General features: G+C 67.7%; 15 protein-coding genes. 8 read left to right on the forward strand and 7 right to left on the reverse strand.

Annotation, left to right across the window (positions count from 1 at the left end; genetic code table 11):
- The first annotated feature begins 320 nt into the window (after positions 1 to 320).
- From AB0D14_RS16490 to AB0D14_RS16505, 4 genes are all read left to right on the forward strand, one after another.
- The gene (locus AB0D14_RS16490) at positions 321 to 476 is read left to right on the forward strand and encodes a hypothetical protein (RefSeq protein ID WP_362779226.1); all 156 of its coding nucleotides are present in this window, start codon (positions 321 to 323) and stop codon (positions 474 to 476) included.
- Between the two features lie 98 nt (positions 477 to 574).
- Entirely contained in the window at positions 575 to 1,450 is an 876-nt protein-coding gene (locus AB0D14_RS16495) for a GNAT family N-acetyltransferase (protein WP_362779229.1), read from the forward strand.
- A gap of 213 nt (positions 1,451 to 1,663) precedes the next feature.
- Positions 1,664 to 1,879, forward strand: coding sequence for a DUF6243 family protein (locus AB0D14_RS16500; RefSeq protein WP_362779232.1), 216 nt, complete (start codon positions 1,664 to 1,666; stop codon positions 1,877 to 1,879).
- A 215-nt stretch (positions 1,880 to 2,094) separates the two neighbouring features.
- On the forward strand, positions 2,095 to 3,201 hold the full coding sequence (locus AB0D14_RS16505; protein ID WP_362779235.1) for a glycoside hydrolase family 43 protein: 1,107 nt from the start codon (positions 2,095 to 2,097) through the stop codon (positions 3,199 to 3,201).
- Between the two features lie 25 nt (positions 3,202 to 3,226).
- Here AB0D14_RS16505 and AB0D14_RS16510 read toward each other — a convergent pair whose 3' ends face one another.
- Entirely contained in the window at positions 3,227 to 3,691 is a 465-nt protein-coding gene (locus tag AB0D14_RS16510; RefSeq protein ID WP_362779238.1) for an ATP-binding protein, read from the reverse strand.
- A gap of 202 nt (positions 3,692 to 3,893) precedes the next feature.
- Here AB0D14_RS16510 and AB0D14_RS16515 point away from each other — a divergent pair, with 202 nt between their 5' ends.
- Together AB0D14_RS16515 and AB0D14_RS16520 are read left to right on the forward strand one after the other, a co-directional pair.
- On the forward strand, positions 3,894 to 4,733 hold the full coding sequence (locus AB0D14_RS16515; RefSeq protein ID WP_362779240.1) for a helix-turn-helix transcriptional regulator: 840 nt from the start codon (positions 3,894 to 3,896) through the stop codon (positions 4,731 to 4,733).
- Positions 4,733 to 4,906 (forward strand): DUF397 domain-containing protein, encoded by a 174-nt coding sequence (locus AB0D14_RS16520; protein ID WP_362779347.1) that lies wholly within the window; start codon positions 4,733 to 4,735, stop codon positions 4,904 to 4,906. Before AB0D14_RS16515 ends, AB0D14_RS16520 begins: the two co-directional genes overlap by 1 nt.
- A gap of 261 nt (positions 4,907 to 5,167) precedes the next feature.
- On the opposite strand, the gene AB0D14_RS16525 is transcribed toward AB0D14_RS16520, so the two are convergent.
- Complete coding sequence (locus AB0D14_RS16525) at positions 5,168 to 6,169, reverse strand: AraC family transcriptional regulator (RefSeq protein WP_362779242.1); 1,002 nt, start codon at positions 6,167 to 6,169, stop codon at positions 5,168 to 5,170.
- 82 nt (positions 6,170 to 6,251) lie between these two features.
- Here AB0D14_RS16525 and AB0D14_RS16530 point away from each other — a divergent pair, with 82 nt between their 5' ends.
- Positions 6,252 to 7,088, forward strand: coding sequence for an NAD(P)H-binding protein (locus AB0D14_RS16530; protein ID WP_362779244.1), 837 nt, complete (start codon positions 6,252 to 6,254; stop codon positions 7,086 to 7,088).
- Between the two features lie 180 nt (positions 7,089 to 7,268).
- Positions 7,269 to 7,697 (forward strand): pyridoxamine 5'-phosphate oxidase family protein, encoded by a 429-nt coding sequence (locus tag AB0D14_RS16535; RefSeq protein WP_362779246.1) that lies wholly within the window; start codon positions 7,269 to 7,271, stop codon positions 7,695 to 7,697.
- Between the two features lie 207 nt (positions 7,698 to 7,904).
- Here the strand turns inward: AB0D14_RS16535 and AB0D14_RS16540 are convergent, their stop codons facing one another.
- The 5 genes from AB0D14_RS16540 to AB0D14_RS16560 all read right to left on the reverse strand — a co-directional run bounded on the left by AB0D14_RS16540 (position 7,905) and on the right by AB0D14_RS16560 (position 12,923).
- A complete protein-coding gene (locus AB0D14_RS16540; protein WP_362779248.1) occupies positions 7,905 to 8,342 on the reverse strand; it encodes an ATP-binding protein in 438 nt (145 codons plus the stop codon).
- On the reverse strand, positions 8,332 to 8,664 hold the full coding sequence (locus tag AB0D14_RS16545) for a hypothetical protein (protein ID WP_362779250.1): 333 nt from the start codon (positions 8,662 to 8,664) through the stop codon (positions 8,332 to 8,334). The genes AB0D14_RS16540 and AB0D14_RS16545 overlap by 11 nt, the downstream gene beginning before the upstream one ends.
- A 179-nt stretch (positions 8,665 to 8,843) precedes the next feature.
- Positions 8,844 to 9,119, reverse strand: a complete 276-nt coding sequence (locus AB0D14_RS16550; RefSeq protein ID WP_362779252.1) for a hypothetical protein — start codon at positions 9,117 to 9,119, stop codon at positions 8,844 to 8,846.
- 62 nt (positions 9,120 to 9,181) lie between these two features.
- Complete coding sequence (locus AB0D14_RS16555; RefSeq protein WP_362779254.1) at positions 9,182 to 10,066, reverse strand: hypothetical protein; 885 nt, start codon at positions 10,064 to 10,066, stop codon at positions 9,182 to 9,184.
- Positions 10,067 to 10,175: 109 nt separating this feature from the next.
- The gene (locus AB0D14_RS16560) at positions 10,176 to 12,923 is read right to left on the reverse strand and encodes a phosphoenolpyruvate synthase (RefSeq protein ID WP_362779257.1); all 2,748 of its coding nucleotides are present in this window, start codon (positions 12,921 to 12,923) and stop codon (positions 10,176 to 10,178) included.
- Positions 12,924 to 12,942 lie beyond the last annotated feature (19 nt).

Below are 12,942 nucleotides of genomic sequence, written 5' to 3' on the forward strand. Positions count from 1 at the left end.
GGTCCACCATATTGGCGCGCTCTGTACACCGAAACCTCCGGCATGGACCCCGCCGACGACGGCCCGCCACACTCCCCACGAGATGCCGACCAGGCCTACGACCACCGTCACCTGCGGCGATGGCTCCGCTTGCGGCACATCACAACGCGACCACCGTCATGTCACGAACGTGTCCTGAGCACGATCAAAATGCAACGGGGGCGACCACGCCGACTGTCTGAGAGGACAGAAAGCCACCCGGACGACCAGCCGTCCAGCTCACTCGCCCGCCCGCTCCCCAGGAGCGGCGCGACAGCCCCACGCAGAGGACAGACACCAGCATGCGCACTCGGAAGATCTCGGTACTGACCATGACCGCAGTGGCCCTCGGCCTGACGCTGACGGCATGCAACAACGACGGCGCCGGCAATGCGTCCCCTTCTGCGAGCAGCTCATCGGCGGCGGACACGAGCAAGGGGGCCGCCAAGAGCTCGTAGAGAGACATGGCTGAAAGGCGTTGGACCGGTCGTGGCGACGGTGCATCTCTGATGCACATACCAGCGGCGCGAGCCGAGAACATTCGGGATCCTGAAGGATGCTCCCGGATGACTGGCAACTCACCGAAGACGTCGACGACTTCCTCGCCCAAGCAGGAAACTTCCTGCGCACTCGCCCCGCCCTGCACAACACTCCCCTGACCGACATCGAGAAACTGCGGATACGCGGGGCGGCCGAACGCGACGCCGAAGCGGCCGTCTTCGGCCGACTGGAGTCAGGAGGCGAGGTCCGCGCGATCTCCTATCTCACTCCGCGCGGCCGTCTGGGCCTCACCCCCCTCTCCGTCGAGGAGACCGACGCCCTCGTCGCTCACCTGGCCGGCCTCGGCCACTCGCCCTCCAACGTCATCGCGGACCATGACACCGCCGGCGCCTTCGCCGAGGCATGGCAGCGGCACACGAGCGCGGTGTCAGTACCTTTCTGGCGGACGCATCTCTACCGCCTCGGTACGCTCACCCCACCGCAGTCGCGCCCGGAGGGCCGCGGTCGCATCACGGGCGGGAAGGACCGTGAGCAAGTCGTGCGCTGGTGCCGTGAGTTCTGTGTCGACGTCGGGGAGCAGCGCTCCATCGACCTGATCGACGCCGGCTCCTGGGACGACTCGCGGTTCGGCGACAGGCACTTCACGTTCTGGGAGGCCCCGGACGGCACTCCCGTCTCGATGGCGGCCGCAACCTCGATCGTCGGCGGCATGGTCCGGGTGGACCCCGTCTACACCCCGGCCCACCTCCGGGGCCGCGGCTACGCGGGCGCCGTGACGGTCGAGGCGAGCAGGGCCGCGCTGACCGCGGGCGCGACGGACGTCGTCCTGTTCACGGACCCGGACAACCCCACCAGCAACGCCCTCTACCAGCGCATCGGGTACGTCCATGTCGCCGACTTCACCGGGTACAGGTTCTCCTACGGCGGCTGACCCCGGGCGCCCGCCGAAGGCCCGGCCGACGCCGGGGCGGCGAAAAGGTTGGTGCGCGGGGCTGACGGAACCGGGTAACGTCTTTGTCATGTTCTTCCAGACGCCGATTTACGAGTGAGAGCGTGATGGGCCCCCGCTGACGTCCTTCGACGTCGGCGCCCGTCCTCCACCGATGAGTCCGTAGATCACTTCACATCATTACCGGGAGAACCCGTGACCGTGAGCAAGAACATCAACAACCCCGTGGGCATGGGTGGCGGCCAGCGCAAGAAGCTGTCCCGCGCCGAACGGCAGAACAACGGCCCGTACCGCAACCTCGACCGCCAGGGCGCAGCCGAGCAGAAGGCGGAGCTGGTGCGCAAGATGCGCGAGAAGACAGGCTCAGCTGAGGGCGCCGAGCAGGCGGGCGACGACACCGCACAGAGCTGACGCACCGCCGCCGCAGGGCGGCACCGCACGGGGCAGGGCCCGGACCGCGACACGCGGTCCGGGCCCTGTCGGCTTGAGCAACTCCTCCAGATTTCCTGCTCACCACGCTGATGGCGATGAAGCCGGTCGAGGTCGCCCCTCATATTGACGGCCCGTCACTACGCGGAGATGCTCTGAGAGCGCTCTCTGACGTGGACACGACTGGGAGGAACCTGATGTCCCCCACCCGCTGGCTCACCGGCCTGCTTCCGCTCGGACTCGTTGCCGTACTTACCCTCGGGCAGGCCGTGACCACCTCCGGCCCCGCGGAAGCCGCGACCCCCTCGGCGGACGACCAGTTGTCCACGCTCGGCCGCACCACCCTCGCCGGCGCCGACCCGAGCGTCATCAAGGTCGGTGACCTCTACGTCTCCGCCAAGTCCGTGGACGGCGGCATCGCGGTGCGGTCGGCGTCCACCCTGGAGGGGATCGCCGGCGCACCCAAGCAGCAGGTGTGGCGGGACACCGGCGGCCTCGGCGAGGTCTGGGCCCCGGAGATCGTGCACCACGACGGCAAGTACCGCATCTACTTCACCGCCGGTACGAGTGCGGCCCACCGCATGTACCACATCAGCTCGGCCAGCCCGGCCTCCGGCTACTCCGCCGCCACCAAGGTCGCCCTGCCCGACGACAAGTGGGCCATCGACGGGGCGCCCTTCACTTTCGGCGGCCAGCGCTGGTTCGTGTGGTCCGGCTGGTCCGGAGACATCAACGTCGAGCAGAACCTCTACATCGCCCGGATGAGCGGTCCCACCACGACCACCGGCGGCCGGTACGTCATCTCGCAGCCGCGCGAGTCGTGGGAGCGGGTCGTGGGCGACCCGTACATCAACGAGGCGCCCCAGCCGATCGTCGACCCCAACGGGCAGTTGCACATCGCGTACTCCGCGAACGGCAGTTGGAGCAACCAGTACTGCATCGCCGATCTGCGGCTGCGGGCCGGCGGCGATCCGACGTACGTCTGGGACTGGTACAAGAGCAACGGCTGCCTGTTCGGCTCGCACGCCGCGACCATGATGTCGGGCTGGGACCCCACACTGAACGTCGACGGCCCCGGCCACCACACGTTCGTCCTGCCGCGCGGCGACGCCACCGCGGGCCCGCCCTCCGGCAACCGATTCCCGACCATGTTCCACGCGGTCGCCAAGGGCACGCCGTACTCGTGGGCCAACCGCTACTACTACACCGGCACGGCCGTCTGGTGGGGCAACACCACATACCGCCGGGCCAACGTCCCCGGAGCCCCCACCAACACCGGGTACAGCCTCAAGTTCTTCGAGTGAGAACCGCGCCGGCCCCGTAGTCCCGTCACTCCTGCACGCTCATGAGTGGATCGAGTCCCGTCACCGTCATGGCAGACGTGAGGCTCCACTCCGCGTACACCGCCTTCCCCACGGCTCGCGGCTCGCATCCCCACCGTTCCGCGAGCGCCCCGACCAGCAGCAGCCCACGCCCGAACTGGTCCGTGTCCTCCGCCGAACGCGGACACGGCAGCCGCTTCCCACGCGGGTCGCTGACCTCGACGCGGAGTACGGCGGCGGTGAGCGAGATCCGTACGCGGATCAGCCGGTCCCGGACGCTGCCGTGCAGCAGGGCGTTGGTCATCAACTCCGAGACGACGAGCGCGACATCCCCGGCGATGGCCGGCTGCCCCCATTCGGCGACGAGCCGTGCGGCTCTGCGGCGGGCGAGGGTGACGCTGCGGGCGAGGGGGGTGTAGTCGAGGGAGTCCTCGTGAAGGAGGGGTTCGGATGCGGTGGGGGGTTCGGCCATGGGACTCGGGCCTCCTGTGCGGTAACCGAGGCCGCCGGGTAGGCGACCGGGCACCGAACGTAGTAGGCCAATTGCCGCGAGTGCAAGAATCTGAGAGACAATTGTCTCCATCGAGTGAACGTTGTCGACTGCGCAGTGCGAGCAGAGCGACACTGGAGCCGTGAATCGATCTGCTCAACTCGGAAACCGAGCGTCGACGGTGTTGGGACGCAAGCTCGGTGGCGAACTGCTGCGGCTGCGCGACGCGTCGGGCAAGACCCAGCACCAGGCGGCTCAGACCATCACTGCGACCAACTCGAAAATCGTGAAGATGGAGCAGGGTTGGGTGCCCATGCGGGACCCGGACATCCGAGTGCTCTGCGAGTTCTACGGACTGGAGGACCCGAAGGCGGTAGCCCGGCTGCTGGAGTTGGCGAAGCTGGACCGCGATCGCCGTAAGGCCAAGGGCTGGTGGCAGCACACTCCCCAGGCCGGCGCCATGGCGGAGTACATCGCCATGGAGGACGTCGCGACCGGCGTACGAGCCTGGCAACAGGCACTGATCCCGGGCTTGCTGCAGACACCCGAGTACACACGGGCGATCGTTGTCAGTGAGGGGCTTTGGAATGATCCCGACGAGATCGAGGGGATCGTCGACGTCCGGATGAAACGTCAGGACCGCCTGTCAGGACCCGAACCGCTGCGCTTCTACGCGGTGATCGGAGAAGGAGCACTGCGCCAGCAGGTCGGCGGCCCTGAAGTGATGCGCGCACAGTTGCAGCACCTGCTGAAGACAGCTCAACTCCCCAATGTGCGCATCCAGGTACTGCCCTTCCGAGCGGGCGGCCACGCTTGCGTCGGCGGCTCCTTCAACATCCTCTCGTTCGCCGAGACCGATGCTGTGGACGTGGTCCACGTCGACAGCATCGCCGCTACCGTGTGGGTCGAGAACGACACCGAGAGCGCCACGTACACCTCATTCTTCGAGCGCACGGCACGACTGAGCCTGGCCCCCAAGGACTCGCTCAGACTGATCGAGAGCATCAGCGAGGACATGCATTGATACACGGCTTCGACTTCGTGAAGTCCAGCTACAGCACTGGAAGCGGCGAGTGCGTCGAAGTCGCCCGCAACGTTCCGGACACCGTCGCCGTCCGGGACTCCAAGGACCCCGACGGCCCGATACTTCGTCTCGCTCCCACCACCTGGGCCGAGTTCACCGCGTCGCTGCACTGAAACGGGCCCGTCTGCGCCGCTCACCAGCACCTGACGTCGATCGCACTGCGGGCAGGCAGCCGGGTCTTGGAACACGGGGAGCTTTCAAGCTCGTCCCACCGGTCTTTCGTAACCGCGTCGGCTGTCAGCGGCAGAGCGCGTCGGACTCCGGGCACCTGCGCTGCCCCTCGGGGTAAAGGTGAAGGACTCGCGAAAAGGCCCGTCTCCGAAACGCACGGCGAGCAGGAGGGGTTGCTGGAGCCCGGGCCGCTCACCCCATGTTCAGGCGTTCGAACCGGCCGGGGTGGTGTGGGGTGGAACGGGCCGCTCGGCCGCTGGGAAGTCAGTGGTCGCGGTGCGCCGGAACTCGCTCGGGTTGATGCCACGGACCCGTTTGAACGCTGCGCTGAACCCGAACGGGTCGGCGTACCCCACGGTGCGGGCGACATCCGCGACGGTTGCGGTCTCCTGCTCGACCAGCAGATCTGCCGCGAGCGTCATGCGCCAGCAGGTGAGGTAGGTCAGCGGCGGTTCGCCAACCAGGTCGGCGAACCGCTTGGCCAGCGTCGAACGCGACACCCCGGTGTACTCGGCCAGCGCGGCGACCGTCCATGGTGCCGCCGGATCGGCGTGCAGCAGGCGCAGGGCGTGGCCGACCACCGGGTCCCGCTGGGCGGCCCACCAGGCCGGGGGCTCGCTGCCGGGCCGGTCGAACCACTCGCGCAGCGTGCAGACCAGCATCCAGTCCAGCAGCCGGTCGAGTACTACCTGTTGGCCGGGCGTGTCGACGGCGACCTCGGCGGCGAGGTGGTCCAGCACTGCGTCAGCCGTGCCCCCGGCGTCCACGCGCAGCACGACGGGCAGCGCGTCCAGCAGGCGGCGGCTGATCTCGCCGCGCACGGGATAGGCGCCGACGATCAAGGTCGTCGCACCGTGGCCGTCACCGGCGTCCCCGCCGCGGTCGTTCCAGCCGCGCCGGTGCCGGGTCCCGCCCTGCTCGGGCGTCGCGCAGTGCTCGCCGCACGCGATCGGTTCGGCCCGGGTGCCGACCTCGTCGACGAAAGTGAACGTCGCAGGGCCGCGCACGACGATCGTCTCGCGGGCGCGAAGCGGCTCGGGCGGACGGTGCTCCGGCACGATCCAGCCCGCCCCGGTGAGGACGGTGCACAGGGTCAGCGGCGCGCCGTCGACGAAGTGCAGTGCCCAGGGCGGGGACAGGGTCGAGCTGCCGAACAACGAGCCGTGGGCTCGCACTCCACGGATCAGGTCACTGAACGCGTCCACCTCAGCAAGTTTAGACGAATACGCAGGCGATCCGGCTTTTTGCCTATGGGTTTGTCCAAGTCGGCCGTGTTCAATCGGCGTCATGAGCAACGACACCACTCTCGTCCTCGGCGCAACCGGCAAGACTGGCCGGCGAGTCGTCGCCCGCTTGCGGCTGCGCGGCACGCAGGTGCGCGCCGCCTCCCGATCGAGCCAGACCCGGTTCGACTGGTCCGACCCCGGCAACTGGGATGCGGTCCTGCGGGGTATCGCCGTCGCCTACGTGGTGCCTCCGCCCGTGCCGGGCCCGGTGCACGAGTTCGTGGCCCGGGCCGAGGCCGCCGGAGTGCAACACCTGGTCCTGCTCTCCGGACACGGTGCCGACACCTGGGGCGACTCCACGTTCGGGCTGGACATGCGTTCGGCCGAGGATGCCGTGCGCGGCTCGGCGCTTGGGTGGACCGTCCTGCGGCCGTCGAACTTCGATCAGAACTTCGACGACGACGTCTTCCACGCCCCGCTGGTCGCCGGCGAGCTGGCACTTCCGGCCGGTGTGGTTCCCGAGCCGTTCATCGACATCGAGGACGTCGCCGACGTCGCGGCCGCAGTGCTCGCCGAGCCCGGTCGGCACGCCGGGCGGGTCTACGAGCTGACCGGGCCGCGCGCACTGACCTTCGCCGAGGCCGTCGAACTGATCTCCCGGGCGTCCGGGCGACCCCTCACCTACCGGCAGATCTCCCCCGCCGAGTACGCCGCGACGCTGGTCGAGGAGGGCATGAGCGAGGACGATGCCCACCACGTCGCCGAGATGTTCGTGCTGATGGAACGCGGGGTGATCGCCGGGACGACGGATGGCGTCGCCACCGTCCTGGGATGCGCGCCCCGGACCTTCGAGGACTACGTCGTGCGGGCCGCAGCGGCGGGAGCCTGGCGGCGATGATCTCCCAGCGGCTCCGGGCCCCGCAGGACGCCGATCGGTGGAAGCACTGCACGCCGGGGAGCCCGCCCCGACAGCGGCTGAGCTTCTTGACCAACGTCCTCGGAACACCCGTTCCGAACGAGTCGAAGCCTCGTCCAATGACCTCGGAACCATTCCTCCTCGCCTATAGGAAGTGCTGTGATGAGCACCGACGCCAGTTCGCTGACCACCCAGGACCTCGAGTTCCTCCGACGCCCCCTGCACGGGTTCCTGTCCGTGGCCGGAGGGCCACTCCCGCCACAGCCCCGGCCGGTGTGGTTCGAGGCCACTGCCGAGGGCACGATCCAACTGTTCACCGGTCCGGTCACACTCAAAGTGCGGCGCCTACGCCGCGACCCCCGAGCCTCGATCGTCGTCGCCGCCCCAGTGGGTGAACGCGAGCGCTGGCTGTCGGTCGCCGGCCGCACCACGGTGGAACCCGACGGAGCACACGACCTGGCCGCCCGCCTGGCGGCTCGCTACTGGAACCTCGACGACCCGGTCCGCGCCGACGACCTCGCCGGGATCCTGGCCGAAGACTGGGTTCGTCTCGTCATCCACCCGGAGACCGTAAGTCGCTACATGCATTAACCCCCACGACAAACGGCCGTCGTTGACGTCATATGCAAGATGTCAACTCCCTTGTGGCAAGGGTGTTTTCAGGGCTCTCGGCGCTGTTCATCCCTGGAGCAGGGCAAGGGTGCGGGCGCGGTCCTCGCCGGAGTCTCCCGGGTACAGCCTCAAATTCTTCGAGTAAGAACCGCGCCAGCAGTCTCGTAGCCCGTCACTCCAGCACGCTCATGAGCGGATCACGCCCGTCACCGTCATGGCAGACGTGAGGCTCCACTCCGCGTACACCGCCTTCCCCACGGCTCGCGGCTCGCATCCCCACCGTTCCGCGAGCGCCCCGACCAGCAGCAGCCCACGCCCGAACTGGTCCGTGTCCTCCGCCGAACGCGGACACGGCAGCCGCTTCCCACGCGGGTCGCTGACCTCGACGCGGAGTACAGCGGCGGTGAGCGAGATCCGTACGCGGATCAGCCGGTCCCGGAGGCTGCCGTGCAGCAGGGCGTTGGTCATCAACTCCGAGACGACGAGCGTGACGTCCCCGGCGAGGGCGGGATGCCCCCGCTCGGTGACGAGCCGTGCGGCTCTGCGGCGGGCGAGGGTGACGCTGCGGGCGAGGGGGGTGTAGTCGAGGGAGTCCTCGTGGAGGAGGGGTGCGCTACGCGTCATCCCGTTCCTGCAGGAACTCAAGCACCAGGGAGAACAGGACGTCGACCGCGTGCAGGTCCTGCTCCGGCTCCAGACGTCCCCAGTTCCGAAGGCTGACGCCAGGCAGCGCTTCCTGAAAAACGAACGCATACCACATGAGGCTGGAACATTCGCCCTTGCACACGACCAGCCACTCCCTGAAACCCCGCAGCAGGTCGCCGTCCCGGGCCAAGTCGAACCCGAGCAGAAGCATGACGGTCGGATGGTAAGTACCATTCAGTCCATACAGGCCCGGCCTGTCACGGATTTGCTCAACGAACTCGATGTACTGCTTGCCTCCCACGCGGCTCCTGAAATCCGAAGTTGATGACATCGCACCCATTTCTTCTCCAAGGCCTTCCCACACGCGATACGGCGAAGAACTGACGGGGTAGCCCACGAGAAAGACGCCCCCCAGAGTCATCAAAACACCAAGGCGAGGACATACCCTTAAGACTTATCAGCAACACTTAAGGAATCAGGCTACACCCGCATCTCGATGGAGATCATTTCGATATCCGGAAGTATGCTGGGCGGCTCATCCCCGTACCACGCATATTCAATTGCCGAGAGATATCCGTCGGTAACCCAGAGGATAATCTCCCCGAACAGCGAACCCGTTGCATCCACTGGAACAACGCCCGTGGCTTGCGGTGACCGAGGAGCCCCTTCCAGCACCCCCAGGTCGACGCTCGCTGAATCCAGTCCCCACCCCGCGACCACCTGCACCAGGCCGACTTGCGATCGCAGTTCGACCACGCCAGGGAACGCGGCTGCACAGTTCCTCCGACAACTGCACGGAGACAAGGAGTACGACTACTTCACCTGCGGCGTTGGCTGTCCTCCCGCGGCATCCGGCACCGTCTCCCCCAGATCCTCCGGAGATGAGCCATCAGCGCTTCGTCGCCCCCGTTGTCCAGGCACAGCTCCACCCTTCTCCCCCGCACGTCGCGGTGGAGCAGTTCCTCGCTGACGAGTTCCGCCGTCTCCTGCGGTTCCCACGCCGTCCAAGGTCCGCTCGTCCAGCCGCGCACGGAGGCGTCCTTCGCAAGGTCACTGAGCCGGAGCCTGACAGTATGCGAGGAATCTCCTCCCCAACCCCGGCGGCATACCAACAGGGAACCGGGCTCACCGTCGGGCAGGGGCCGTGGATCGAGATCCAGTTTCCTCAGGCACTCGCGCAGGTCCCGCTGCACGTCGAGGATCGGCCGGTCACGTCGGACCACCACGGCGTCGTAACAGCCCAGGCGTTCCTGCATGTCGAGTACCTCAGCCAGCACCCGCTGATAGCGGCGGTACCAACGGGAGTACAGACGCGGCTCGCGGGCGAGCGCCAGCGCTGCCTCGGAGTCCGGGTCACGCTCGTGCCGTAGCAACAGATCGAGTTGCCGGTCGTCATCGGGATGGCCGTCGGCCAGGTACCGGCTGCTCAGGCGCTCCACTCGCCGCAGGGCCTCGACGTGGTCCAGTCCCTCCTTGACCACCGCCGTCGCGGTGCACACGGCGACGAGCATCGGCCGGCCGCGGTCCTCCAGTGAGAGCCGCGGCCTGGCCCGGCGCCGTGCGACCAGCCCGGAGAAGAGCGCATCGACGTGTTCTTCCGTGCTGCTTTCCTCAAACCACCAGCGGGCGTAGGTGCCGGCCTCCTCCCCCGCCCGTAGTGCCGTCAGCCGAGGGGACCAGCGGTACACAGTGCCCAGATTCACCGCGCGCGGCAGTCCGTACCGTAGCCAGCGCAGTTGGGTGCTCTTGCCAACGTTGTCCGCCCCGTTCAGCGACACAAACACCCTGGGGCGAACATGTCCGCTCCGTCGGTCAATCAAGGATCGTCACCGTCCCCGACGTCCCGTCCACACGCACGCGCATCCCTGTCCTGAGACGGCGCGTCAATCCGTCGATCTGGACCACGGTCGGCAGCCGCAGCTCACGGGCGATGATCGCCACATGCGTCAGCGGGCTGCCCCGTTCGATGAGCAGCGCCGACGCGGACGGCAGGACGGCCGCCCAGCCGGGATCGGTGCGATAGGCGACGAGGACGCCGCCGCCGACATCGTGGGGGCTGCTGATCACCCGGACCACTCCTTCGGCGACACCAGGGCCGCACGGGGTGCCGCGCAGTTCCTCTCCGCTCGCCGCAAACGTGTCCGAGTCCGGCTCCGTCCGCAGTGTCCAGCCGGCCGCCTTGAGATCGGCCGTACGGTAGGCGGGGCCTGTGGTGGTGAAGCGGGCAGGGGCTTCCCAGCACGCAAACTCCGCTTCCTGCCCCTTGCGCAACTCCACCAGCGCGGCCAGTTCCTGCCGCGGCATCCTGCCCTCGATACCCGCCAGCAGTTCGTCCAGGCGCAGATAGAAAACGTCCTGGTCGGCTGCCAGTGCACCACTGCGGGCCAGGTCGGCTCCCATGGCACGCATCATGCGGCGGACGATGCCAAAAGCCCGGGTCCGGCAGAAGCGCACACGTTCCCGCGCCGCGAAGGCCTTGCGCGTCTTGCGGCGCATGAGGGCGTAGACCATGCGCCGCACACCGTGGAGTCGCTCGTCGATCACGGCAAGGACGTCCTGCTCGCCGACGCTCTCGTCCTGCTCACCGGCCGGTGTGGTGGTTGCGTCCAGGGCACCCCGCAGCATCCGGAAGAACAGCGTGGGATCCTGCCGCAGATCCGGTTCCTCCAGCTTCAGCTCGTTCAGGCTGCGGTAGCCGAAACGGCGTATGTAGGTGTCGATCTCGTCCACGATCTCCTGGTGACCCTCAGCCGACAACCGCTGGTAGATCTCCTCCAGATCGCATTGGGTGACAATACGTTCCAGGTCCGGGTCCCTGCGTACCCGCTCGGCCAGCGCCGACAGCCTGCGGGCCGGCTCCACCGATTCGACCTCGCCCAGCGGGCGGGCGACCTTCCAGTAGAACCACTGGGGTGCGTCAGGAAGCCAGCGTTTCGTCAGGGCCAGGAGCAGACCGAAGCACCAGCCGATGACAGCTTCCAGCGCCGCCATCGGCCCCCATTTGAGGATCAGATCCTGTTCCAGAGCCACAAAGTGGCGGTGCACTTCCTCGGCGGGAAGACCGTTGTAGTCGACGTCCTCGAACCGGTCGTACACGGCGTAGAAGTGCGCCAGAAAGCGCCGTACCGCCCACTGGACGAACAAGAAGTAGCGCAGGAAACGTAGCGTGATGACGAACCGGTACCAGCGTTCGATGCCTCGGGAGCGACACCGCAACGGGCTGACCGACTGTGCCTGATCCTCATCCAGCGGCGCGGAGCCGATGGAGATCTCCAGCACCCGGCGGTTCATGCGGTACAGCGGTAACAGGCCCACGAGCCGGTACCAGTTGAACAGGTTGTAATAGACCCGGCCCCCGAACTGGCCGAGCAGGTTGCGCAGCCAGTCGTCCATGGCGCAGCGCTGGGCGTACGGCAGTCCGAGCGTACGGCAGTACTCAACGTGGACCCGGTGGTAGACGTGGCTGGCGAAGGAGAAGGTGAGGGGCGCGGTGATGCCGCTGTAGCTCTCGATGATGTTGGAGTTGTCCCAGATCCGCAGCTCCCCCTGCTCCTCCTCGGCGTCTTCGGTCTCTTCGACGTGCGCCGGAGGCGAGGGCGGCCGGTCGGGAGTGGGCAGCGTGGTGATCGTACGGCTCTGCAGAATCCACAGGTCGTCGCCCGAGATGGCCCACTCAACGTCCTGCGGGCGCCCGAAGATCTCCTCCGCACGCCGTCCGGCCTCCCGTAGTCGCGCGAGATCTGCTGCGGTGAGGGCGGGCGCTGCCCGCTGGTCCGCGGGTACCTCCCGCACCACGTATCCGTCCTGACCCGCCGCGGTGGTGTACCGCTGCCGTTTCTCGCCGACAACAGAGCTCTTGACGGCTCCTTCGACGCGGTCGAACACCACGGTGTCGGCGTCCACCGCTCCACTCACCAGTCCCTCGCCCAGCCCGTGGACGGCACTGACCACGAACTCGTCCCGGCTTCCGGTGACCGGGTTGGCCGTGAACAGCACGCCGCTCCGGTCGGCGTGCACCATGCACTGGATCACCGCCGCGATCTCCAGTTCACGCGGTGGGAGTTCGTGACGGAGCCGGTAGGTCAAGCAGCGGGCGGAGTATGCGGAGGCCCAGCACTGCTGGACTCGCCGGACGACCTGGGGCAACCCGGAGATGTTCAGGTAGGTGGTGAACTGGCCCGCGAAGGACGCCAGTTCGCCGTCTTCCTCCACTCCGGACGAGCGCACCGCGACCGGGCCCGACCCCACTTGGCGGTAGGCGTCCTCGATCACACTCCGCGTCTCGGGGTCGGGCTCATGAGCGAGAATGAGCTGTTCGATCTCCCGGGCGCACGACTCGACGTTCTGCTCGCGTAACTTCTCCAGCAACTCCCGCAGTCTTGGCGTGAGTCCGCCGGTCAGGCAGTGGCGGTGGAAGACGTCGGCACCGATCACGGCCCAGGGCGGGACGCGCAGCCCCGCGTCGGTCAGCCGGTACAGGCCTCGGCCTTTCCCACCGGCCAGGCGGTCGACATCGTCGGGCGGGCTGTTGTGCGTGAGGCAACCCATGGGCGCTTGCATGTGAAGTCCTTTCGACCCG

The sequence above is a fragment of the Streptomyces sp. NPDC048484 genome, from assembly GCF_040651415.1.
In the GTDB taxonomy this organism is placed as follows: Bacteria; Actinomycetota; Actinomycetes; order Streptomycetales; family Streptomycetaceae; genus Streptomyces.

Coding starts and splice junctions, on each gene's coding strand:
- AB0D14_RS16490 (WP_362779226.1), top strand. CDS start 321: ATGCGCACTCGGAAGATCTCGGTACTGACCATGACCGCAGTGGCCCTC.
- AB0D14_RS16495 (WP_362779229.1), top strand. CDS start 575: ATGCTCCCGGATGACTGGCAACTCACCGAAGACGTCGACGACTTCCTC.
- AB0D14_RS16505 (WP_362779235.1), top strand. CDS start 2,095: ATGTCCCCCACCCGCTGGCTCACCGGCCTGCTTCCGCTCGGACTCGTT.
- AB0D14_RS16510 (WP_362779238.1), bottom strand. CDS start 3,691: ATGGCCGAACCCCCCACCGCATCCGAACCCCTCCTTCACGAGGACTCC.
- AB0D14_RS16530 (WP_362779244.1), top strand. CDS start 6,252: ATGAGCAACGACACCACTCTCGTCCTCGGCGCAACCGGCAAGACTGGC.
- AB0D14_RS16535 (WP_362779246.1), top strand. CDS start 7,269: ATGAGCACCGACGCCAGTTCGCTGACCACCCAGGACCTCGAGTTCCTC.
- AB0D14_RS16540 (WP_362779248.1), bottom strand. CDS start 8,342: ATGACGCGTAGCGCACCCCTCCTCCACGAGGACTCCCTCGACTACACC.
- AB0D14_RS16560 (WP_362779257.1), bottom strand. CDS start 12,923: ATGCAAGCGCCCATGGGTTGCCTCACGCACAACAGCCCGCCCGACGAT.